Source organism: Dethiosulfovibrio peptidovorans DSM 11002, from assembly GCF_000172975.1.
In the GTDB taxonomy this organism is placed as follows: domain Bacteria; phylum Synergistota; class Synergistia; order Synergistales; family Dethiosulfovibrionaceae; genus Dethiosulfovibrio; species Dethiosulfovibrio peptidovorans.
Window position 1 is genome coordinate 560001 of the sequence record NZ_ABTR02000001.1, and the last position, 19999, is coordinate 579999.

Consider the following 19999-nt stretch of genomic DNA (forward strand, 5'->3'; position numbering starts at 1 on the left):
TAGCTAGCGTCTAAAAGTCTTTTTTTAAAAAAGACCGATTATACTGTATTCTGGTCTTTCTTATCTCCTTCGTCGTTCCCATCGTCCTCTACCGCGAGATCCATAACCTCTTCGTCCACGTCTATTACAGGGGAGGGCAGGTCCATATCTTCGTCGGAGTCTTTCGGGTCTTTGCCGATGTCGAATCCGAGTCCTTTTGCCGCCTCATCCAGAACGGCCTTGACTATTTCTTCGTTCAAGTCCGGATGTTCCTCCAGATAGTTGGCCACGTTGTCCTTACCCTGTCCTAGGGTCTCGCCTTTATAGGCCAGCCAGGAGCCTTTTCTCTTTATGACCCCGGCGTCTATGGCCATATCCACCGTAGACATGTTGTTGGGGATACCCTTTCCGTAAACCAAGGTGGTATGGGCGGTCCTGAAGGGAGGGGCCTGTTTGTTCTTGACCACCTTTATCCAAAGTTCGTGTCCTATGGTGTCGTCCCCTTTGGTTACGGACTTTCCTCTTTTTACCTCTACCCTTACGGATGTATAGAATTTGAGGGCTCTTCCTCCGGTGGTGGTCTCCGACGGTCCTCTGCTGTATCCGGTCGATATGGTCGCTCTCAGCTGGTTTATGAAGACCACTATGCTGTTGCTCTTGGATATGGCAGAGGTCAAACGACGAAGACTGTAGGACATGAGTCTAGCCTGTAGTCCGACCTGGGTGTCGCCTATCTTGCCGTCTATCTCCGCCTGAGGGGTCAGAGCGGCTACCGAGTCCACCACCACGATGTCTACGGCACCGCTTCTGACCAGGGTCTCCAGTATATAGAGGGCCTGTTCCCCGCTGTCCGGTTGAGCTATATAGAGATCGGCCACGTTGACGCCTAGAGATTGGGCCAGTCTGGGGTCCAGAGCATGCTCGGCGTCGATAAACGCCGCTACCCCTCCCGCTTTCTGAGCTTCCGCTAAGGCGTGAAGGGCCAGGGTGGTCTTTCCGCTTCCCTCGGGACCGAAGACCTCAACGATCCTTCCCCTGGGAAAACCTCCGATGCCCAGCGCTACGTCCAGAGGGAGAATACCTGTCGGGATTACCTCCACATTTGCCAAAGTATCGTCTCCGAGACGCATTATGGAGCCATCGCCGAATTTGCTCCTGATATCGTCTATGGCTACCTCCAGGATATCCTCTCTGGTCATGGTCTTTTTCTTTGCGGCCACTTCATCGACCTCCTCGTCGTGTTGTAAGTGGGTATTCTCCTTCTACGGAGTATATAGGACCGGTTGGGGTAAGCTCGCTCCTCAGGAGGAGGGCTTTCTCCACTGGGAAAAAGGGAGTAGGAGACCATCTTTCCCTTACGCAATCGTAGGCGACTATGTCCTCGCTTCGGCCGTGACACCTGGCCAAGGTCATGTGAGGCCTGAAGGGCCGTCTCTCCGGCGATAAACCGGTCTCGACCGCCGTTTTTTCCGCCAATTCCGCCAGCCTGGTAATTTGACGGTCTCTTTCCTCCACTGCCATCCAGATAACGGAGATGGATCCCTTGCGTCTGAAACAGCCGACCTCCCCCAGGGCCATTCCCTCCACCGAGGGAGCGTCAGAGAAGGCTGTCTTCAGGCTTTTCGCCAATCTCCGGTAGGCTTTCTCCTCCAACTCTCCGAAAAAACGTAGTGTAAGGTGGAGGTGCTCCCCTCTGACCCATCGGGGAGACCTGAATTCCCTTCTTCCCTGGACGATGAGCTCTTCCGCGAGAACCCTGAGCTTTTCCGGAATCGGAAGGGCCAGGAACGACCTGACGATGGTCAAACTAAAGCTCCTCCCAGCCCGGATATCAAGGTCTCTAGGGCGACACGGACCGTTTTCATACGGATGGTCGAACGTTCTCCGGAGAAGTTCTTCCTGAAAGACGACGGACTCCTTCCGGTTCCGGCGATACCGAACCACACAGTTCCGACCGGCTTCTCCTCCGATCCTCCATCCGGGCCAGCTACCCCCGTCACGGAGATAACCATGTTAGCTTCGTATAGTTTCAAGGCTCCTTCCGCCATGGCCTCCGCGCATTCGGAACTGACGGCTCCGTGTTTCGCGATCACCTCGGGAGATACGGACAGGATTTTTTCCTTGGCTTCGTTGGAGTAGGTTCCGGCGGTTCCCTGAAAGTAGGCGGAGCTTCCTGCTATCTCGGTGACTGCCCCTCCTATCAGCCCGCCTGTGCAGGATTCGGCGAGGGCTATCTTGACTTTACCGTCTAGGCATAGTTCCTTCAACCGTAGGCTCAGGTCCTTTATATCCGCGGGGAACAAGTCAATCACCCGAAAAGACGGACGAAACCGTCTCCTATGAATATCCATCTGAAAACCCACAGCAACAGGTTGGCCAATATGCCTGCCACGACGTCGTCGGCCATTATCCCCCATCCTCCGGGGAGTTTCTCGGCGGTGGAAACCGGGATAGGCTTGAGTATGTCGAAGACCCTGAAGAGGAACAAAGCGGGAAGCAGATAGCCAGAGGCAGCTACCGAGGTGACGTGACCAAGCATGGATATCCACACCCCTACGGCCTCGTCCACTATGACCTCCGACGGATCGGATAGTCCTCTATCCCTAGAGTATTTTTCCGCTCCCCATACTCCGAGAACGGAGAAGAGTACTATGAGAAAGAGCAACAATGGAGTCGATACCACCGGCATCACGATCAGACAGCATACGGCGGATCCTACAGTACCTGGCATGGAGGAGAAAGTGCCCAGACCGAAAAGGGTGGATAGGGCCCAGGGGAAATCCCTCCGTATTTCCTTCGTAGGACTAGCCATCAGAACGTACCCTCTCCCCGAAGAGGTCGTATTCCGAGGCGTCGGTTATAGAGACCCTAACCATGTCGCCCGGCACATCGTCCTTGGCTCCCGATATCGACACCAAACCGTCTATCTCGGGAGCGTCCCTGAAAGATCGGCCCCATCTGGTTCCGTCTTCCTCGTCCACCTCTTCTATTAGAACGTCCATCTCTTTTCCTACGAACCCTCTTTGTCTCGCTAGAGATATGCCCTGTTGAAGCTCCATCAACTCGGCGTATCTTCTGTCCTTCTCGTCCTGAGGAATCTGATCCGGCATGAGAGCCGCCGGGGTACCCTCTTCGGGACAGAAGGTAAAGGCCCCTAGTCGATCGAAGGCTACGTCCTCCACGAAGTCAAGCAAGGACTGAAAGGCTTTTTCCGTCTCTCCAGGGAAGCCCACCATTATGGTGGTTCTGAAGGCGAAGTCCGGGAACATCCTTCGTCCGGCTTTAAACAGCTTTCTGATATGCTCTTCCACAGGAGGGCGATTCATCCTGCGCAACACGTCTGCGTCTACGTGCTGTATCGGTATGTCGAGCCAGGGCAATATCCTGGAGCTGTTCAATACCCTCTCCAGGGAAGCCTCGTCGACCCTTGACGGATGAAGGTAAAAAAGCCTGAGCCATATATCCTCCGGGAGTTCGGCTTCCATAGCGTCCAAAAGTCCGGACAGGGAACCCCGCTTCGAGAGATCCGAGCCGTAAACGGTCAGGTCCTGCCCCACCAGACAGAGCTCCTTGGCTCCCTCCTCCGCCAGTTTGACTGCTTCGGCCACGATATCCTTGGGTTCCCTGCTTCTAAGAGGGCCTCTGATGGAGGGGATGGTGCAGAAAGAACACCTGGTATCGCACCCCTCGCCGACCTTGAGATATCTGGTCCAAGGCGATTCTGTCAGAATCCGTCGGCCTCGTCGAGGCGAATCGATCCCTAATGCCCTCGACAGGGAGTCCCAATCCTCAGCCTCGGCCCAAAGGTCGACCGAGGGAAACTCTTTTTTGAGGTCCTCTCCGTATCTGTTGACCAGACATCCGACAACACAGATTTTCTCCAATGTCCCCTGTGCCTTCATCTCCTCCAGATCCAGGATAACATCGATGCTCTCCTCCACCGCTGGCTGAATGAAACCGCAGGTATTGACTATGGCTATATCGCATTCTTCCACCCGGTCGACCAGGGTCCAATTTTCTGGCTCGAATCTACCGGCCAATACCTCGCTGTCCACCGAGTTTTTAGGACAGCCTAAGGTGAGGATGTAGATTTTTTTCATTGTTCGGACACGTCCCTGACGGAACCGTCCGTTTCATAGACAATTCGCCCGACCCGTCCGGGAGTCCCGGGACGCCCGGCGTCCTTGCCGTCCAATGATACGGCCACGGCGGTAGGATTGCCGAAAATAACCTTTATCGAGGACGTCAGATCCATCTCCCTCTGGTCGCCTTTTTTCAGGGTACCGACGTAGACGGTCTTTCCATCTCTGGTGGCCTTGATCCAACAATCCCCCTTGGTGGCTCTTATAAGCAACTTTTTGGGGACTGGAGCCGGCTTTTCTTCCGTATCGGCCTTTTCGGCGGATACGGATCGACTCGGCTCCTTCCAGAGGGCCTCCGCCTCATCGGAGGTGATGGCCTTCTGGGTTCCGTCGGAGGAGTAGACGAAGTGCACCGGACCGGCACCCTCGGTGGAGGGATCGACCCGCTTGCCGTTCCAGTTCACACTCAGGGTTTCTGGACGACCGTATATTACGTGTATGAGGCCGGTGGCCTCCACCTCGGAGGTGGCTCCGGCCTTGAGGGTTCCGCCGAAGACCCTTTCGCCCTCTCTGGTTATTCGAATCCAGGAATCCTTCAGGGCCTTTATAGTCAATATCGGGATGTCCGATTCAACCGAGGCAGGGGACGATGACACGGCTGAATCCACCGAGGCCCCGGCTAATGCCACCTCGGAAATATCGGAGGAGGCCAAGTCGGCGGAGGCCGCAGCTATCTCTCTCTGTCTGGCAGCCAAGAGCTTGGCCTCTCCCTCCCTCTTCTCCTGTTCGGCCACTTTTTCCTCCTGTATTCTGACCACCTCGTCGTGTAGCCCCTCCCTGTTGGACCAGACGTACCATCCGGCAGAGATGATCACCGCCATCAGCAACAGGAAGACTCCTTTTCTAGAGCCCTTGCGAAACCCCCTGGCCGGAGGGGTGAAATCTCCCAGCGCCGGCTGGGGTTCGGGTTTTTTATCACTGACATTCTCAACCAGAATGGGATCGTAGGATTTCCACAGATCCATACGGCCGAGGAAGCCCAGATATTTCTTGACGAATCCCCTCCTGTAGACGTTTCCGTTGAAGACGTCCATCTCTCCGAGCTCTATGCTCTCCAGGTAAGACTTTCTGATCTTGGTCTCGTCCGCCACGTAGTCCAGGGTAAAGCCCTGTCTGTTTCTCTCCTCTCTGAGCCTGTCTCCCAAAGATGCCAAGGACTCGTAGTTATCGGAATTAAGATCGTCGAAGCGATCTGGTTCTCTAACGTCAACATCGTCAAAGGATTCATTCATATTTTTGATCCCTCCAAGGCTATTTTTCTGATCTTTTCTACCGTTTTCCCCGGATCGTCGGTGCCGAAAACGGCGCTGCCCATGACAGCCACGTCGGCACCGAACCTGACTATCTCAGCTACATTGCCGGCACCGACGCCTCCGTCGATCTCTATCAGGAACGAAAGTTTTCTCGACGCCCTGAGCCTGCAAAGGTCGACGAGCTTGGATAACGTCTCCGGTATGAAAGACTGTCCACCGAAACCGGGATTTACCGACATCACCAGGACCATGTCCACCATGGACAACACCGGGAATATCGCGTCTACAGGGGTGCCGGGATTAAGGACAACTCCGGGACGTGCTCCTCTCTCCCTTATACGGCTCAGGACCCTGTGAAGATGAGGAGTCGCCTCGACGTGTACCGTGAGAAAATCGGGATTTTTATCCAGGAAGCTCTCTATGAAAGACTCCGGAGGCTCTACCATCAGGTGGACGTCCAGGACCTCGTCAGGATAAGCCTTCCTCAGAGCCCCTACCAAAGCGGAGCCGTAGGAAAGATTAGGGACGAAATGACCGTCCATCACGTCGACGTGAAGCCAGTCGTGAGTTCCGTTTAGCGACGCTATGCTGTCGGACATGGACAGGGGGTCCGCCGACAACAGGGAAGGGGCTATCCTGAGGCTCCCCGGGTTTAGCGATATCTGTCTTGCCATACGAATTCTCCTCCGAGATATATTGTAACCGCGGCCTCTCCGACGTAGGTTCCGTCGAGGGAGACATATTCACCACCTGAAACCTCTTTCTCGACCAAGGTTCTGGCTCCCTTTTTGTCGATGATCTCTATCTTCAACTGCAACGGCTTGGTAAGAGGCGGCACCTGATACCTGATCTTGGCAGTCTTGCCGGGCTCCGACGTCGAGGGAGGAGTCTCAGGACGACCCTGTGCCGGTTTCTGCTGAGACTGTCCGTCTTCTGGTCCCGGAGCAGGTCTCGGTCCAGAAGCATCCTCCCCGGGAACCACGACGATCCTGGCTCCGCCGGAAGAGGGCTTCGATGGCTGAGTGGAAACGGTCGTCTGGGTCCCTAGCTGGGTAGTACTTCCGGGAACGGTTATCTCCATCGGGGCGCTAGATGCAGCAGGTCTTTCGTCTTCCACCGGCCTGGGAGGTTTTGCCGATTGCCTCATAGTGGAAACCTTCACCGTAACGTTGCCCCCAGGTGGCAGAGAGGTTCCCGCTTTAGGCTTCAGTGATATGGCCATCCCTGGAGGCGAAGACTGGGTGTAGACGTACTCCACAGAGACGGACAAGCCGCTTTGAGCGACCAGTTTTCTGGCTGACTCTTCGTCCTTTCCCAGGACATCCGGAACCACTATTCTGCCGGAGCTGCTTTTCTCCGGTCCCATACTCACTAGAAGGGACACCGGCCTAGTACGGCTTATCATAACGGGAGCGGCCGGGTTCTGAGCAACAACGACTCCCGAGGGTTTGTCGTTTACAACTCTTATGACGTCCCCAAGAAGAAATTCCAGTTCCTGGAGCTTTGCGGTGGCCCTTGAGAACTCCATTCCCCTCAGGTCTGGAAGGGCTTTTTTATACCCTCCCTTGCTGACCTTGAGTATGATGATCTTCTCGCTGTTCACCTTGACCCCGGATTGAGGCCACTGGGCTATGACGGTTCCCCTCGGCTCGAGAGATTCCTCCTGATCCACTCTGACCTGGAGTCCCATACGTTCCACCATGTCCACGGCGTCGAGGACGGAGGCCCCAACCATAGGAGGCACGACCACCGACTCTCCGCCGAAAAATACCAAGTAGAAGACCGCACCGGCGGAACCAAGGATCGCCAGCAGCACCAATACCAAGCTCAAACGGATGACTTTCTTCATAAAAAACCTCGACCTCCTCAGGCGGTAACAGTCAACAGAGCCATGTAGAATCCGTCGGTCCAAGGATTGTCCGGCCATGTGTAATAGCCCCAGGGACGGCCTTTTCTACATCGGGAGACAAGCTCGTGAGGCGGCTCCAACTCTACGACGTCGGACCTTCCGGACATGACCTTGGCGACGACCTGTTCGTTTTCCTCTCGGAAAAGGCTACAGGTACAGTAAAGCACGGTTCCCCCGGTGGAGACGAGGTCCAGCGCTCTACCCAGCAGTTTTGCCTGCATAGCTCCGTAGCGTGCCAGTTCGTCCTGGGAAAGCCTCCATTTGGACTCGGGATGACGACGCCATGTACCGCTGCCGGAACAGGGAGCGTCCAGAAGTACACCATCGGGAAGGAAAGACGGATCCAGTTCCATAGAGTCTCCAACGGAGAGTTTAACCCTATCGGAGATTCCCAACCGCTCCATCTCCTTGAGCGCCGCCTTTATCCTAGGTCCGGACAGATCCCACCCCTCCAGGCAAGCTTCGGGAAAAGCCTGAGCCAGCTGTCCGGTCTTTCCGCCTCTGCCGGCACACATATCCAAAAGACGAGAGAACTTCCCTCTTCCGGTAAAGGCGAGAGGGACCAACATGGAGGACTCGCTCTGAGGGGTTATCTTGCCCTCGTCGTAACCGGGCAATATGGTGGGCAGAGCCGTGCCCTCCAGCCGAATGGAAAAGGGCAGATCCGGTGACTCGACAGCGGGGACCCCCCCCTCCTCAAGACGCTGGACCATCTCGGACCTATCAACTCCTGTAGAGACCCTCAGTGCCAGGGATACGGGCTGAGAGTGGAGCTCTATCAGGGCACGTCCTTCGATTCTACCGAAGGAGCTTTCCCAGGATTTCGCCGCCCACAGAGGTACCCCGGACCTCATAGCGAGGTCCGAAAAGGCGACACTGCGTTCTATCTCTGCCAGAATCTCGGGGCCGCCCTCTACTATGCGACGCAGCACGGCGTTCACGACCCTGGAACCCCGTTCGTCTCTACACTTCGTCCATTCTACCAGGGCGTTAACTAGGACCCTTGGTTCGAAGGTCCTAAGTTCCAGGCTTCCGGCGGCTCCTACCATCAAGGCGTCGCGAACCGCAGGTGAAACCCCGCTGCTCCCGGTTTTCAGGAACCGTCCCACTATCTCCTTCCAGAGAGATTCCCTCCGTATCAGAGAATACACCAAGGTGGCCGCCAAGGGACGATCCTTCTCGGATACCCTGTCGGAGATGGCCCTCAGACTCTCGCTGGCGAAGCGCCCTCTTCTAACCTCTCTCCATACCTCCAGAGCCGCCTCTATCCCTCTAAGGGGGCCCTTGTCCCCGCCATTTCCGCTCTTTCTAGACCCTTTTCTGTCTCTACCGATTCCTCCATGAGGCCGGCTGCCCTCTTTTTTCCTTTTTTCTATCACTTTAAACGACCTCCGCATCTATCACTCCGCTATCGTCGACGGTGCTGACGTAGACGGAATCGGCCATCCGTACAGCCGCACCAAACACCATTCTGTTCGACGAACGCAGTTCCACACCGGCAACGCGAAGAGATCTCACGTCGGGATCGATAGTCACGTGTCTCTGCACCCAGGGGCTGACCAACGGGCCCAAGATCTGAGCCGCCACCAGAGCCAATATCACGGAAAACAGACTCATGGATCCGGTGGTGATCAACAACGCTATGAATATCAGGGACGAAAGGGTATTGACCACCACCACGGTGGTGCCACATCGGGGATGTATGGCAAGCTCCGACTCTCCCGAGACCAGACGATCTCTGGCCTCCTGAGCGGCATCGAAGACCAGCGAAGGATCGGGGAGACCTCTGATGCTGAACCCCCTGCCATCGGCCTCTCCGGCGAGACCGGGATATCCTCTGTAGGATAAAACTCTCGCTGTAGCGTGTTCCAGAGCGTGGTTCTTTCTGACCTTTTTATCGAAAAGCATCTTAAAGAGCTGGGACGGGCCAGCCAAAGCCCAGAAAAAAGAGCTCGCCGCGAATCCCAAGGGGATCATTACCACGAGAAACAATCCCACCGTCAGAAGCAACATAAAGCCCAACCAGGGCATGAAGAACATCAGGGCCAATATTATCAAAAGGGGCACTGTGAGACCTCCTCTCTCCACGATAAAGGGTGGCCTCTCCATAATCAGGAGGGCCACCCTATCTTAGTATAGCCTCTACCGGCTGAAAAGCCTTTTCTGTCCGACCGGAGGGTTAATCGTCCCCGCCAAACATATTTCTCAAGACCAAAAGCCGGATCAGCTGAGCCGCGGCCATCACCGTGGCCGAAACGTATGTCAGTGCGGCTGCGTTGAGCACCTTTCTGGCACCTACCAACTCGTCGGAAGCCAGCATTCCCGTTCCGTCCAGGACCTTAAGGGCCCTCGAACTGGCGTCCAGCTCGACCGGCAAGGTAACCAGATGAAAAACCAACACTCCCAGAAACAGCACTATTCCCACGTTCATCAGGGTCTGACCTCTGAAGAGAAGTCCTATGAAAAACAACGGAAATGCGGCCATGGATCCGATGTTGACGACCGGAACTATGGCGTTTCTGAACTGAAGAGGCATATAGCCTTCCTGGTGCTGTATGGCATGGCCTACCTCATGGGCGGCGACGCCGATAGCCGCTATGCTGGTGCTTCCGTATACCGAGTCGGACAGGCTAAGGCTTCTGCTTCCGGGATCGTAATGATCCGTCAGGTTGCCCGCAATAGGACGGACCGGAACATCGGACAGGCCGAACTGCATCAGTAGGGCTCTGGCGACGTCCGAACCGGTAACTCCCCTACGGGAAGCCACATGGCTGTACTGAGCGAAGGTGGACTTGACCCTGGCCTGAGCCCAAAAAGCGAGCAGAAGAGCCGGCAAAAGCAAGACCATCGTAGGATCGAAAAAGAAGGGGAACATGTCCTCACCTCCAGAGGGGTCTTATTTTCTTCGACGATGATACCCTCGGAGAGTCTCCCGGGGCAACAGTATTTTTACATATCCAGAGCAAAAGGTCAAATTACATCAGACGAATCTGGGCTATTTCTTTCCGTAAAATGCGGCTATGGTGGAAACCACCCACTCCTGCTCCTCCTCGGTGATCTCCGGGAATATGGGAAGAGCTATTGTCTGCTCGGTCAAGCTCTCGGATACGGGAAAATCTCCCTTATCATAGCCCAGGAAGCTGAAACACCTCTGCATATGCAAAGACAGAGGATAATAGACTCTGGCGGTGATGCCCTCCGAACCCAGATGCTCGAGAAGGCGGTCTCTGTCCCTTATCACCTTGGGGACATACTGGTGGTAGATATGGTAGTTGCCCTCGTCTTCGACGGGAGGGGTGACTATCCCCAGAAGATCGTGCTCCGCGAAGAGGACCCTATACCTGTCGGCCGCTATGCGGCGCTCCTCGTTCCAGCTGTCCAGATGACGAAGTTTAACCCTCAACACAGCTGCCTGGATAGCGTCCAACCGGCTGTTCATCCCGACCTCGTCGTGGAAATAGGTCGTACCGGCTCCGTGAACCCTGAGCTTGGCGATCCTGTCCGCCATCTCCTGGTTCCTGGAGACGACCATGCCACCGTCTCCATAGCCTCCCAGGTTTTTGGTAGGGAAAAAGGAGAAACAGCCGAGAACCCCGGAAGCACCTGCTCTGACGGGAGTTTCGTCGATGGATCTCCAGGAACCGAAGGCCTGGGCGCAATCCTCCACTACCGCCACGTTTCTGACCTCGAGCTCTTTCGAGAGCTCCTCCATGTGGACCATCTGGCCGAAAAGGTGGACCGGAATAAAGGCCTTGGTCTTATCGGTGACCTTAGACAATACGGTCTCTGCCGTAACGTTATAGCTGTCGGGATCCACGTCGGCAAACACCGGAGTACCCCCTAAGCGGGTTATGCAGCTTGCCGTGGCGAAGAAAGAATAAGGGGTGGTAATGACTTCGTCTCCCGGCTTGAGATCCAAGGCCTTAAGGGCAAGCACCAGAGCGTCGCTGCCGGAGGCGCAGCCGATAGCCCTCGGGACCTCCAGATATCTCTCCACGTCGGACTCTAAACCGGATACCTGGGGTCCCATTATGAAGTACTGGCTCTCCAGCACCTCCTTGACGGCCTGATCGATTTCATCCTTGATACGAGCGTAACCTCTTTTAAGATCCAAGGTGGGAAGCTTTCTATCTTTCACAGTAAAATCCTCCAATTCGGTGTGGTCTAAACTCAAGGTTTCTATATCTTTTTCCCCTCAAGACGGCCCATTTTCTCATGGCACGGTGTTTTTGACAAAAAAGAGACGGGGCAAGCCCCGTCTCTTTCGAATTATCAGTCGTCCGAGTCCGGGTTCTTAAGACAGGACATGGACCTCCTCAGATGAGCTCTCATAAGGGCTATCGAGGCCTCCCCGTCTCGATGGGACAGGGACTCCAATATGGATTTGTGTTCCTCCAACGTGGGGTTTTCATCCTGTTCGTAGAACGGATCGTAAAACACGACGTAGGCGTTAGTCCTGGCGAGTATGTTTCCCACGAACTCGGCCAAGACCTTGTTGGCCCCGGCATCGGCTATGGTACGATGAAACCATTCGTAAGCCTCCAGATAAGCCTCCAGATTTCTATCCTCAACGGCTCTGACCTCGTCCAGGACGAGCTCTTCCAGTCGTCTCAGATGACGATCTCCTATCCTTTCAGCTGCCATGGCGATGGAAAGACACTCCAGTTTTTCCCTCACTATGAATGTGTCCTCCATCTCCTTTATAGTAGGAGATGCCAGACGGGCCCCGCTGTTGGGGATTATGTTGACCAGCCCTTCGCTGGAAAGACGCCTCAGCGCTTCTCGAACAGGAGTCCGACTCACCCCCATCTGAACCGCTATATTTACCTCAGGAAGCCTCTGTCCAGGCTTGAGCTGCTTGGTGACTATCTTGTGTCTCAACTCCTGATAAGCGTAGTCGGCAGAGGTAGTGTAAAGCCGAGGTTCCCTCATGTATTATCCCCCCGTTCGGTGTCACGGATTGTACAATCGTTATAATAGTACCATGATATCGGGATAATACACAATGGAGCCGGCTAGATCGTGTACCAACTGATATCACCCTATGAATTCTCTATCGTAGGGTTTTCCCAAAACTACAGGTCCACTGTCCTTGGACTTGAAGGAAAATGCCAGGCAACCTATGACTAAAAGATAGGGGAAAACCACCGCCAAGTCGTAAGGGAAAGAAAAACCGTAGACCTGTATCGAACGCTGAAGGGCGTGAGCCATGCAGAAGAGAAGGACCCCTCCGGCCACTCCCACGGAGAAAATCAAGGTCGACATCTGCGACGAAATCCATAAGGCTACCTCCCTTTAGGGAATATGATATCATAGTGGCTCGCTGCGACAAAAACACCTTACCCACAGGGAACTTCTAAGAAATAACGGCCGATACGACTTAACGGGGAACTTGCACTCTTAGAAATTACACCACAGTTAGGAGGAACTGTATTGCGTATAATCGTTCTCCTGCTATCCATAGCCACAATCGTGCTGTATGGTTACGCCTTAGCCGGCATGGGAGGTTTTCTGATCGGAAAAGGACGGCTGGACTACATAATATGGGGGCTTACCGGAGGAACCGGAACGGCTGTAGCCGCTCTATGGATCTGGAAAAGATCCCTCCACCTTTACTTCAAGGACGAAAGTTGACCTCTCCAGGCATCGGCTAGGACCTTCACAGCTTCAGGGATATCGTTCAAGGAGATATCGCTCACTGAGAGACGGACGGCCTCCACTACCTCGCTAGTCAAGGAAAAGCTACCTCCGGAGGCGACATCGACCCCCCTGTCCGAGGCCAACATAGCCGATCTTCCCCCACTGAGACCGGGCGTCTTCAACCACAGGTAGATACCTCCCTGAGGTCTTGAAAAGCTATCTAGCCCCGAACCGACGAGATACGTGCAGAGAGACCTCATCCTACAGGCCATCTCGAGCCTGGCCCTTTCCAGAGCCTCCTCCAGACCGCCGGAAACGATGAACCTCTCCAAAACGTGCTGGACCAAAGACGAAGCCGGGCCGCCTTTTTCCGCGAGAGAACGAAGAAAATGACCTCTTATATCCCCTGGAACCAGGGAATAACCCAGACGTATTCCGGGGAAAAGGGCCTGGCTAAAGGACCCCAGGTATACCAACCTTTTCCCGTCGTCCATCGCCCTTAGGGCGGGAACGCTTGAATCACCGTAACGAAGCTCGCCGTAGGCGTCGTCCTCCACTATCCACATTCCCTTTCTATGGGACAGAGCTAGAACCTGCTCCCTGATGGATCCGTCCATGGTATGCCCTGTGGGGTTGGAAAAACTGGGGACCAGATATAGAGCCGTATGGGCAGAACGGCTCTCCATGTCCTCCCGAGGATCCCCTGGCCGGGAAAAGGGAACGACGGAAAGCCCCTCAGCCATGGCTAGGGTCCAGGCATCGGGATAGTTCAGCCCGTCCATAAGGATCTCCGATACTCCAGCGGATTTCAGAGCCCCGAAGGAAACGGCCAAGCCCTGACGGCCACCGGAGGTGACCGTCACATCCTGCCAATCCGCCGGGATCCCTCTGGAAGCGGCGTGGACTACCAAAGCTCTACGGAGCTCGTCTATGCCAGCCGTAGGATTTTCCCTAAGAACGTCCCCTCCCCTTCTGTAGAGGACCGACTTGGCGATCTTGGCCAATTCCTCCGACGGAATGAGAGAACGAGACGGCAGCTCCCCGGCCAAAGACCACTTGTTACACGAACGATTCCGAACCTTCTCCCTTTCCCCTACGATACCGGCGATGTAAGCCCCGCTTCGTCCCCTTTGGACTATCAATCCCCGATCCTCCAGACGACGGAAGGCCTCCATCACCGTCATTCGACTGACGCCCAGGCTTTTGGCAAAACCTCTGCTTCCCGGCAGTCTCTCCCCCGGAGAAAAAGCACCGCTTTTTATCATCTTCTCGAGATGATCGGACATCTGGCGATATAGGGGAATGGTCGAGCTCTTTTTTAGCGGTATCTCTATCATGGCGAAGACCTCTCTTGATTCTAAAAGGTGTATTTGACCCTTGCCACCTCGGTTCGATAGCCTTAAAATGGGTAGTCATTCTCTATATCTTGGAGGTTTTTCATGTCCATTCTATCACCGCTAAAGGCTGATTGCATCATATTTGATGTAGACGGAGTTTTAATGAACACCGGCAAATCCTTTCCTAAGGTCATAAAGTATGCGATACCCAGAATATGGGAGGGGCTTCTCGGAAGAAAGATCGACGTCAACCCCTTCTCTCAACGTCATTTCGAGACGTCCAAACAGTTCTCGCTGCTGAACGACGATTACGACATCTGTTGGGGTCTCGTCTCTCTGGCGGCGTCCAAGGGGAAGGAGAGCCTGGAGGAGAGCTTTCCCTCTCCCTGGGAGTGGGAGGAAACGATGAAAAAGATAGAGTCCTCCGGCCTTACCTTGGTAGCATGGATGGAGGAAAACCTGGATTCGACCGCTCCATACGACGAGACCAGGAGATGCTGCGAGGAGCTTTACTTCGGATCGGACAAGACCAGGGAGCTTCTAGGCAGGGAACCGAAAAACCAGGATGACTGCGGCTTCTGGCTGGAGGAGACTCCCATGATAAAGCGTCACTGGAAGAAGATCCCTCTTCCTGTGGGCATATATACCGGAAGGTCAAGAAAGGAACTGAGCCTGGCTCTGGAGGCTATGGGCTGGGAGGACCTCCCGAGAGACATGGCCATATGCTCCGACGACGGCATAAAAAAACCCTCTCCGGAGGGATTGGACCTGCTCTGCAGGAGGCTGGACAAAAGATGGCCCCTTTTCTTCGGCGATACCGCCAGCGACAGAGCTTCCCTAAGAGCCCTCGGAAGAGGTGACTTCATGGCGATAGGGAATATGTTGAAGGACGTCGAGTTCCGCTTCTCCAACGTGGAGGACGCCATAAGGGCTCTTGGGTTGTAAGGCAGAAAACGGGAGACCGAGGCGTAAAACCGGTCTCCCGTTAAATTCTTTTTCATCGTCCTTTATCTCGATCCTCGATTCAAGTTATCTCGTAGGACCCTTCTCAGCACCTTTCCCAGGCTGTTCCTGGGAAAATCCTCCACCGTCTCTATTTTTCGAGGAACCTTGTAATGGGGAAGGTGTCCCTTGCAGTAAGAGATCAGTTCCGCCGAAGTCACAGAGGCACTGGGATCCAATATCACGTAGCCACAGGGAATTTGACCGCTGAATGAGTTCTCCTTGCCGACTACGACAGCCTCTTTTACTCCAGGATAAGAGGAAAGCACCGCCTCGACCTCCTGAGGGTGAACGTTAAACCCTCCCACAATTATCATATCCCCTGCTCTGTCCATGATACTGACGTATCCGTCGCCGTCTATGGACACCACGTCCCCCGTGTTGAACCAACCGTCCACGAACTTCTCCGCCGACACCTCGGGATTCCTGAAATATCGGGAGACCACCGAGGGACCTTTGACCCAGAGGACACCCTCTTCTCCATCCTCCTTGACCTCTCCGTCCAAGCCTCGGATCTGCCACTCCAGACCGTCCAGAATGGGACCGACCGTGCCTAGCTTACGGGTCTGGTAAGAGGGATTTACCGCCAATATAGGTGAACATTCGGTCAAGCCGTACCCTTCCAGGACCGGCACCCCGAAAACCTTCTCTATTCGGGAATCGAGATCCACGGAAAAACGATCGCCTCCGCTTATGACAAGACGAACCGAGGAAAATCTCATTCCCATCCTCAAGCTGGCGGCAACCATGAATCTCAACATGGTTGGCACCGCGACTATCGCGGTGACTCCGGAGGCCTCTATGGCCCTCAAGGTCCTATCGACCGGCATGAACGAAGGGAGAATCGCCTGACGAAAATGAAAAAGCAGAGGTAGAATTCCACTCACGATAAACCCCAGTGTATGAAAGTTTGGAAGGACGTTGAGAAAGACCTCGTCGTCCGAGATCTCCGACACCTGCTTCAGGGCCTGATCCATATCGCTTAGGACGTTCTCGTGAGAGACAGGAACGACCTTCGGACGTCCGGTCGTTCCGGACGTGGAGAAAAGCAATGCGATATGGTCCTCCGAAATTGAGGTATCGACACCTCGAAAGCCATTAAGGGGAGCGTCCAAAGACATGGAGATGACCGGGACGGGACTTTCCGATAGAGAGGTAAAAGATCCCTCCAGAGGGGCTCCCACTACGACAGCACAGGGATCGACCGCATCGATAGAGGACAGGACAGCCTCCGGGCCTGCCTGGGGATTGCCCGGAACCACCGTACCACCGAGACGCCAACATGCTATAGACAAAGCAAGCAGGGCGGGACAGTTGGGCATAAGGACCATGAGCCTGTCACCCCTTCGAAAGCCACCGCCGTACAGGACCATTTTGGAATCTTCGGCCATATCGAACAGCATCCCAGCGGTCATCCATTCACCGTTCCACCACAAAATAGGATCGCCGTCCCTCCAGACCTCGGACACCCTGTCTTCTATACGAAAAGGCTCCTCCATCATCGTCCCACCTGCCTTATCCATCGTTTGATCACCTCGGGGCAGCTCCAAAGCTCTACCCTGGCGTGACTGCCGATAACCTCTCCGACCTTCCAGCCAGCCTCTCCCAGAGAGTCTTTATTCCTGAGATCCTTGACGGACCAACCGCACATACCTCTTCCGGGAACACCCAACGCCTTTTTCATGTAATCTGGGAGGAACCCTCTCAGCTTGTCCCCTTCGTCGAGAGGCAGGACCTTCGTGATCCCTCCTTCGAAAGGAACCATCTCGACGGGAACGCCGGTCCCCTTGAAATAGGGCCCCAGGACGAAACCGTCGTTCTCCATGACGTTGAAACCGGGCATACGGTCTCTGGCCTCGGAGGATAAAGCATACCACCTGCCCCACAGGGCGGACAAACCACCGTTGATGATGGCGGAAGCCCTCCTAACAGGCATGCTCTTTATCTGATTGTACAGTTTTTCGTTCAGCTGAAGTCTTTTCATCGCCACGTGAGGCAGACCGTGGGGAACGTATATAACCGCGGCGCCGGAAGGGATCGATCCCTGAAGCAGGGGAACCTGTTCCACCCTACAGCCGATGGTCTTGAAAAAAAGCAGGTCGTTCTCCAACCCGAGGGATGTGGAATGATCGGTGATCACTGAGACCAGGGGATTCCCTGCGACAGGCTCGATCCGTCTGTCCGGCACGGACATATCCAGCGAACGTTTTCCGAAGGCCAACACGGCCTCCCAGTCGATCTGGCCTGTCATGCCCTTGAGTTGATGCCCCAGGGTCTTTATCGGCTGGGCCACTCTGGGATCGGAGCAAAGCTCCACCAGGGGTAGAGACCTTCGTTCCATATAACGGGGTATGTAACCGAGGGACATCGACGGGATCATCCTTCCGAGCTCGACCTCCAACAGCTGAAACTCCCGAGGGTTCAGAACCGATGAAAAAAGAACTCCATAAACCTCGACGTCCCTTTCCTTCAGATCCTCGTAGACACCCGTCATTATCCTCGAACTGAGAGAGGCCACCGGGTTGGCATGGGGAAGGGCCAACAACCCTACGTCCAGCATCCGGGCCAAATCGGCGGTGCCTCTATCCACCGACATATGGTCCTCCGAAACCATCGATCCAAGAGGGGATAACACCAGGTTTAGGCTATCGCTCCTGGCGGCGGTTCCGAAAAAAAGACGAAGATCCGCCTCGCTCCGAAACTGGAAAGGGTCGATAGAGAACACCTCTTGCTCACAACCGAGAGATAACATCCTGAGATAACTCTCGTCCATACAGCCACAAAAAAGCCTCAGAGGAATCCCGAGGGACTTCAACGTGGCAGCGATAACTATACCAGGAGGAATAGTCCCCTCTCTCCGTTCATCGGCTATAAGAAGTCTAGGTAGATCCAACGGAACCCCTCCCACCATTGCAAAATGGAATCTCAAACTTAGTGTATCATATACATGCCCTATTTCGGGAAGATCGAAATCCGACGAGGAGGTCTCGCTTATGGCAGCACCGTGGATAACTATCAAAGACATGCCGCAACACGTCGAAGAAGAGGTTACTATCAAAGGATGGATGTACAACAAGAGAAGCTCCGGAAAAATACATTTCCTCCAGATAAGGGACGGCTCGGGATTCGTTCAGGCCGTCATGGTAAAAAAAGAGGTCTCTCCGGAAGAATTCGAAGCGGCCAAAAAACTCTGGATGGAGGCGTCGGTGGAGATAACCGGGACGGTCAGGTCCGACGACAGGGCCCCGTCGGGGGTGGAGCTCACAGTCTCCAATATAAAGGTAAACCACAACCCGACCGACGAATATCCCATAGGCAAGAAAGACCACGGGGTGGACTTCCTGTTGGACAACCGCCATCTCTGGCTGAGGAGCCAGAGACAGAGGGCCATCATGACCATAAGAGAGAGGATAGTCTGGTCCTGGAGACAGTTCCTCCACGACAGAGATTTCCTGTTGGTGGACAGCCCCATAATAACCGGAGCCATAGGAGAGGGAGCATCTGGCCTCTTCGAGCTGGACTACTTCGACCAGAAGGCTTACCTGGCCCAGACGGGACAGCTGTACGCTGAGGCGGCAGCAGCGGCCTACGGCAAGGTCTACTGTTTCGGCCCCACCTTCAGGGCGGAGAAATCCAAGACAAGAAGGCACCTCACCGAGTTCTGGATGCTGGAGCCCGAGGTGGCCTATTACGACCACAAGGACAACATGGACCTTCAGGAGGCCCTGGTAAGCTACACGGTGGAACAGGTACTGGAACACTGCAAAGAGGAGCTGGCCCTACTGGAGAGGGAGCTCTCCCCACTCAAGTCGGTTCTCGAAGGTCCGTTCTACCGCATATCCTACAGGGACGCGGTGAAGAAACTTAACGAATTGGGAAGCTCCATAGAATTCGGAGACGATCTGGGAGCGGAGGACGAGACGATACTGACCCAGCAATACGACCGGCCCGTCTTCGTAGAATGCTACCCAAAGGGGGCCAAGGCCTTTTACATGAAGGAAAACCCCGACGACAAAGAGACCGTGCTATGTGCCGACCTACTGGCTCCGGAGGGATACGGAGAGATCATCGGAGGATCCCAGAGGGAGGACGACCTGGATAAACTGACCGCCAGGATGGAATCGGATGGTCTGGACATGGACTCCTACGGCTGGTATCTTGACCTTCGCAGATACGGCACCTTCGTCCACAGCGGCTTCGGAATCGGTCTGGAGCGAACCATAGCCTGGATATGCGGCCTGCATCACATCAGAGAGGTCATTCCATGGCCCAGGACCATCTACAGGCTGAACCCTTAAAAATCGACAAAAAGCAGGGAGGACCGATCTCGAGATCGGTCCTCCCTGCTTTCAAGCATTGGGGCGACATCTTTCGCATGGAGATATAAGCAAAAGCCTGTATTCCGCCTCGGCGAATTCCTCCGGGAGCGAATCGCGAGCTATGGGATCCCCGGAGGGCCAGACATCCCTTATCTCTCCACATATGGGACAGACGGCGTGAAGGTGTCCGTCCGGATTTCCCTCGTAGCGGCAGGGCCCTTCCTCCATCTGGATCTTCCAGATCATTCCGGCCTCGCAGAGTTGGTCCAGGTTCCTGTAGACCGTCCCGAGACTGACGTTGGGGATCTCTTTGCGAACCTCCGATAGTACTTCCTCGGCGGTTGGATGGGCCCCCTTCACCTCAAAAACCTTGAGTATGGCGTCCCTCTGTCTCGATCTTCTCTGCATGGCCATAAAA

21 protein-coding genes are annotated in these 19999 nt (G+C 54.8%); 3 read left to right on the plus strand and 18 right to left on the minus strand.

All coding sequences use genetic code 11. The annotated features are described in order from the left end of the window. Nucleotides 1–38: 38 nt before the first annotated feature. The 14 genes from recA to DPEP_RS02905 form a co-directional block, all read right to left on the minus strand. Nucleotides 39–1199: a recombinase RecA gene (recA, locus tag DPEP_RS02840; RefSeq protein ID WP_005659398.1), complete on the minus strand. Its 1161-nt coding sequence runs from the start codon at nt 1197–1199 to the stop codon at nt 39–41. Nucleotide 1200: 1 nt separating this feature from the next. Next, on the minus strand, nt 1201–1785 hold the full coding sequence (gene thpR / locus DPEP_RS02845; protein ID WP_005659400.1) for an RNA 2',3'-cyclic phosphodiesterase: 585 nt from the start codon (nt 1783–1785) through the stop codon (nt 1201–1203). Then, entirely contained in the window at nt 1782–2291 is a 510-nt protein-coding gene (locus DPEP_RS02850; protein WP_005659402.1) for a CinA family protein, read from the minus strand. The genes thpR and DPEP_RS02850 overlap by 4 nt, the downstream gene beginning before the upstream one ends. Further along, nucleotides 2288–2791 (minus strand): phosphatidylglycerophosphatase A family protein, encoded by a 504-nt coding sequence (locus DPEP_RS02855; RefSeq protein ID WP_005659404.1) that lies wholly within the window; start codon nt 2789–2791, stop codon nt 2288–2290. Before DPEP_RS02855 ends, DPEP_RS02850 begins: the two co-directional genes overlap by 4 nt. After that, complete coding sequence (gene rimO / locus DPEP_RS02860; RefSeq protein WP_005659405.1) at nt 2784–4079, minus strand: 30S ribosomal protein S12 methylthiotransferase RimO; 1296 nt, start codon at nt 4077–4079, stop codon at nt 2784–2786. The genes DPEP_RS02855 and rimO overlap by 8 nt, the downstream gene beginning before the upstream one ends. Next, nucleotides 4076–5353, minus strand: coding sequence for a helix-turn-helix domain-containing protein (locus tag DPEP_RS02865; protein WP_005659407.1), 1278 nt, complete (start codon nt 5351–5353; stop codon nt 4076–4078). Before DPEP_RS02865 ends, rimO begins: the two co-directional genes overlap by 4 nt. Then, nucleotides 5350–6048: a ribulose-phosphate 3-epimerase gene (gene rpe, locus DPEP_RS02870; RefSeq protein ID WP_005659408.1), complete on the minus strand. Its 699-nt coding sequence runs from the start codon at nt 6046–6048 to the stop codon at nt 5350–5352. Before rpe ends, DPEP_RS02865 begins: the two co-directional genes overlap by 4 nt. Next, nucleotides 6027–7223: a PASTA domain-containing protein gene (locus tag DPEP_RS02875; protein WP_005659410.1), complete on the minus strand. Its 1197-nt coding sequence runs from the start codon at nt 7221–7223 to the stop codon at nt 6027–6029. The genes rpe and DPEP_RS02875 overlap by 22 nt, the downstream gene beginning before the upstream one ends. Nucleotides 7224–7240: 17 nt before the next feature. Then, nucleotides 7241–8662, minus strand: a complete 1422-nt coding sequence (locus DPEP_RS02880) for an RsmB/NOP family class I SAM-dependent RNA methyltransferase (RefSeq protein WP_005659412.1) — start codon at nt 8660–8662, stop codon at nt 7241–7243. A gap of 1 nt (nt 8663) precedes the next feature. Continuing rightward, complete coding sequence (locus tag DPEP_RS02885; protein WP_005659414.1) at nt 8664–9350, minus strand: DUF6391 domain-containing protein; 687 nt, start codon at nt 9348–9350, stop codon at nt 8664–8666. Nucleotides 9351–9462: 112 nt separating this feature from the next. Beyond that, the gene (locus DPEP_RS02890) at nt 9463–10158 is read right to left on the minus strand and encodes a zinc metallopeptidase (RefSeq protein WP_005659415.1); all 696 of its coding nucleotides are present in this window, start codon (nt 10156–10158) and stop codon (nt 9463–9465) included. A gap of 120 nt (nt 10159–10278) precedes the next feature. Continuing rightward, nucleotides 10279–11421, minus strand: a complete 1143-nt coding sequence (locus DPEP_RS02895) for a DegT/DnrJ/EryC1/StrS family aminotransferase (RefSeq protein ID WP_005659417.1) — start codon at nt 11419–11421, stop codon at nt 10279–10281. 134 nt (nt 11422–11555) lie between these two features. Continuing rightward, a complete protein-coding gene (locus DPEP_RS02900; RefSeq protein ID WP_005659419.1) occupies nt 11556–12215 on the minus strand; it encodes a GntR family transcriptional regulator in 660 nt (219 codons plus the stop codon). Nucleotides 12216–12320: 105 nt separating this feature from the next. Further along, nucleotides 12321–12548 (minus strand): hypothetical protein, encoded by a 228-nt coding sequence (locus DPEP_RS02905; RefSeq protein WP_005659421.1) that lies wholly within the window; start codon nt 12546–12548, stop codon nt 12321–12323. A 168-nt stretch (nt 12549–12716) separates the two neighbouring features. On the opposite strand from DPEP_RS02905, the gene DPEP_RS02910 reads away from it, so the two are divergent. Further along, the gene (locus DPEP_RS02910; protein WP_005659423.1) at nt 12717–12917 is read left to right on the plus strand and encodes a hypothetical protein; all 201 of its coding nucleotides are present in this window, start codon (nt 12717–12719) and stop codon (nt 12915–12917) included. On the opposite strand, the gene DPEP_RS02915 is transcribed toward DPEP_RS02910, so the two are convergent. Beyond that, entirely contained in the window at nt 12896–14260 is a 1365-nt protein-coding gene (locus DPEP_RS02915; RefSeq protein ID WP_005659425.1) for an aminotransferase-like domain-containing protein, read from the minus strand. The genes DPEP_RS02910 and DPEP_RS02915 overlap by 22 nt on opposite strands. 102 nt (nt 14261–14362) lie before the next feature. Between DPEP_RS02915 and DPEP_RS02920 the strand changes: the two genes are divergently transcribed. Further along, nucleotides 14363–15205: an HAD family hydrolase gene (locus DPEP_RS02920; RefSeq protein WP_005659427.1), complete on the plus strand. Its 843-nt coding sequence runs from the start codon at nt 14363–14365 to the stop codon at nt 15203–15205. Between the two features lie 62 nt (nt 15206–15267). On the opposite strand, the gene DPEP_RS02925 is transcribed toward DPEP_RS02920, so the two are convergent. Together DPEP_RS02925 and DPEP_RS02930 are read right to left on the minus strand one after the other, a co-directional pair. Beyond that, nucleotides 15268–16785 carry an AMP-binding protein gene (locus tag DPEP_RS02925; RefSeq protein ID WP_156775062.1) on the minus strand — a complete coding sequence of 506 codons (1518 nt, stop codon included), beginning with the start codon at nt 16783–16785 and terminating at the stop codon, nt 15268–15270. Further along, nucleotides 16761–18155 carry a hypothetical protein gene (locus DPEP_RS02930; protein WP_005659429.1) on the minus strand — a complete coding sequence of 465 codons (1395 nt, stop codon included), beginning with the start codon at nt 18153–18155 and terminating at the stop codon, nt 16761–16763. The genes DPEP_RS02925 and DPEP_RS02930 overlap by 25 nt, the downstream gene beginning before the upstream one ends. Nucleotides 18156–18255: 100 nt before the next feature. Here DPEP_RS02930 and asnS point away from each other — a divergent pair, with 100 nt between their 5' ends. Then, nucleotides 18256–19560: an asparagine--tRNA ligase gene (gene asnS / locus DPEP_RS02935; RefSeq protein WP_005659431.1), complete on the plus strand. Its 1305-nt coding sequence runs from the start codon at nt 18256–18258 to the stop codon at nt 19558–19560. 51 nt (nt 19561–19611) lie between these two features. Here the strand turns inward: asnS and DPEP_RS02940 are convergent, their stop codons facing one another. After that, nucleotides 19612–19995, minus strand: a complete 384-nt coding sequence (locus DPEP_RS02940; protein WP_005659433.1) for a Fur family transcriptional regulator — start codon at nt 19993–19995, stop codon at nt 19612–19614. Between the last annotated feature and the right edge of the window lie 4 nt (nt 19996–19999).

What these genes read in the sequence shown, in the direction of transcription:
- DPEP_RS02905 (WP_005659421.1), bottom strand. Translation starts at nt 12,548, where the DNA reads ATGTCGACCTTGATTTTCTCCGTGGGAGTGGCCGGAGGGGTCCTTCTC.
- DPEP_RS02890 (WP_005659415.1), bottom strand. Translation starts at nt 10,158, where the DNA reads ATGTTCCCCTTCTTTTTCGATCCTACGATGGTCTTGCTTTTGCCGGCT.
- DPEP_RS02940 (WP_005659433.1), bottom strand. Translation starts at nt 19,995, where the DNA reads ATGGCCATGCAGAGAAGATCGAGACAGAGGGACGCCATACTCAAGGTT.
- asnS (WP_005659431.1), top strand. Translation starts at nt 18,256, where the DNA reads ATGGCAGCACCGTGGATAACTATCAAAGACATGCCGCAACACGTCGAA.
- DPEP_RS02920 (WP_005659427.1), top strand. Translation starts at nt 14,363, where the DNA reads ATGTCCATTCTATCACCGCTAAAGGCTGATTGCATCATATTTGATGTA.
- rimO (WP_005659405.1), bottom strand. Translation starts at nt 4,079, where the DNA reads ATGAAAAAAATCTACATCCTCACCTTAGGCTGTCCTAAAAACTCGGTG.
- DPEP_RS02900 (WP_005659419.1), bottom strand. Translation starts at nt 12,215, where the DNA reads ATGAGGGAACCTCGGCTTTACACTACCTCTGCCGACTACGCTTATCAG.
- DPEP_RS02915 (WP_005659425.1), bottom strand. Translation starts at nt 14,260, where the DNA reads ATGATAGAGATACCGCTAAAAAAGAGCTCGACCATTCCCCTATATCGC.
- DPEP_RS02875 (WP_005659410.1), bottom strand. Translation starts at nt 7,223, where the DNA reads ATGAAGAAAGTCATCCGTTTGAGCTTGGTATTGGTGCTGCTGGCGATC.
- DPEP_RS02855 (WP_005659404.1), bottom strand. Translation starts at nt 2,791, where the DNA reads ATGGCTAGTCCTACGAAGGAAATACGGAGGGATTTCCCCTGGGCCCTA.
- rpe (WP_005659408.1), bottom strand. Translation starts at nt 6,048, where the DNA reads ATGGCAAGACAGATATCGCTAAACCCGGGGAGCCTCAGGATAGCCCCT.
- DPEP_RS02865 (WP_005659407.1), bottom strand. Translation starts at nt 5,353, where the DNA reads ATGAATGAATCCTTTGACGATGTTGACGTTAGAGAACCAGATCGCTTC.
- DPEP_RS02925 (WP_156775062.1), bottom strand. Translation starts at nt 16,785, where the DNA reads ATGGATAAGGCAGGTGGGACGATGATGGAGGAGCCTTTTCGTATAGAA.